This is a genomic window from Methylopila musalis, from assembly GCF_042679725.1.
Lineage (GTDB): Bacteria > Pseudomonadota > Alphaproteobacteria > Rhizobiales > Methylopilaceae > Methylopila > Methylopila musalis.
Map to the genome: position 1 here is coordinate 1 of NZ_JBHTMX010000340.1, position 1,521 is coordinate 1,521.

Annotated in this window: 2 protein-coding genes; one reads left to right on the forward strand and one right to left on the reverse strand. The window is 76.0% G+C overall.

Annotated elements, in window-relative coordinates:
- On the forward strand, nucleotides 1-737 hold a 737-nt coding region (locus ACFQ4O_RS17430), incomplete at its 5' end, for an adenylate/guanylate cyclase domain-containing protein (protein WP_378777631.1).
- Between the two features lie 4 nt (nucleotides 738-741).
- Here ACFQ4O_RS17430 and ACFQ4O_RS17435 read toward each other — a convergent pair.
- The gene (locus ACFQ4O_RS17435) at nucleotides 742-1,365 is read right to left on the reverse strand and encodes a FecR family protein (protein ID WP_378777632.1); all 624 of its coding nucleotides are present in this window, start codon (nucleotides 1,363-1,365) and stop codon (nucleotides 742-744) included.
- Nucleotides 1,366-1,521: the final 156 nt, after the last annotated feature.

Genomic DNA, 1,521 nt, shown 5'->3' on the forward strand with positions numbered 1-1,521 from the left:
CGGTCGATCCCGTCTCGCCGGCGCTCGTTGCGCTGCTCGCGGGCGGCGGCGCGGGGCTGGTCGCGGCGGTCCAGTCTCGCCGCCGCGCCGCGGCGCTCCGTCGCCGGTTCGAGAGCCATCTCGCCCCAGCCGTGGTGGAGCGCATCGCCCGCGATCCGGACCTCATCAAGCTCGCGGGCGAACGGCGCGAGGTGACAGCGCTGTTCACCGACGTGGAGGGCTTCACCGCCTTCGCCGAGGCCCATCCGGCCGAGACCGTGGTCGGCGCGCTCGACCGCTATTTCGACGGCGTCACCGCCATCGTGACCGCCCATGGCGGCATGGTGGACAAGCTGGTGGGCGACGCCGCCCACGCGCTGTTCAACGCGCCGCTCGATCTCGACGGCCATCCCGAGCGCGCGGTCAGGGCGGCGCTCGCCATCGCCGCCTTCGGCGAGGCGTTCCGCGCCGCGCCCGAGATGGCGGCGCTGGGCTTCGGGCGCACCCGTGTCGGCGTCGAGACCGGGCTCGCGGTGGTGGGCGACGTGGGCTCCCGCGCCAAGCTGGACTACACCGCCCATGGCGGCGCGGTGAACACCGCCGCCCGGCTGGAGGCGCTGAACAAGACGCTCGGCACGGCGGTCTGCGTCGGCCCGGCGGCGCGGGCGCGGGTTCCGGGCGTCGCCTTCCGGGCCCATGGGCCGGTGGAGCTGCGCGGGCTCGGGCGGCTCGAGGTCTACGAGCCGCTGCCCGGCTGAGCCGTCAGCCGAGCACCGAGGCCAGCGCCTCGTCGATCCGGGCCTTGCCCCACGGCTTCACCTCGGAGGGCGCGGCGCCCCGCCGGGGAATGTCGACGCCTTCGCCCGCGCCGAGACGGCGCGTCACGCCCGCCGCCGCCACGGTGACCGCGCCGCGGGCCACGAACACGCCGAACACGCCCCGGCTCGGCCCCGCGAAGAAGCGGGTGCCGCGCACGCCGATCAGGCCGAAGGCGGAGCGCACCTCGATGTCGGTCTTCGGCAGGCCCTCGGCGCGGTCGAACACCAGCGCGCCGGCGCCGAGGCGGAGATCGCCGCCCGCCGCCACGAAGCGGTCGATGGTCAGCCGCGCCTCGGGGCCGAGATAGACCTTCGAGCCGCTCTGCAGCGCCAGCGCGGCGCGGGAGGCGGCCTCGGTCCACACCGTGTCGCCCAGCAGCACCTCCGAGCGCATGGCGAGCCGCCGCACCCGGTTGCGCTCGGCGAAGGCGCCGCCGTCGAGCTCCGCGACCTCGCCGATGGCGGAGGCCTCGGCCATGGCCTGCCCCGCCGCCGCAAGCCCCGCCAGCGCCAGCAGCGCCGCGCGGCGGTCGAGCGCGCGGCCCGATGTGTCCCTGTTCCCCGTCATGTCGTGTGTCCCCTTCCAAATGCCTCGTCGGAATATCACAGATCGAGCGTGAGCCCGGCGCGGGACACGAGCGTGCCCGGACGGACCTCGGCCGCGCGCTCCGCCAGACGGTCGAGCCGGACGGCGCAGGCCTCCGGGTGGTGGTGGAACAGCGCC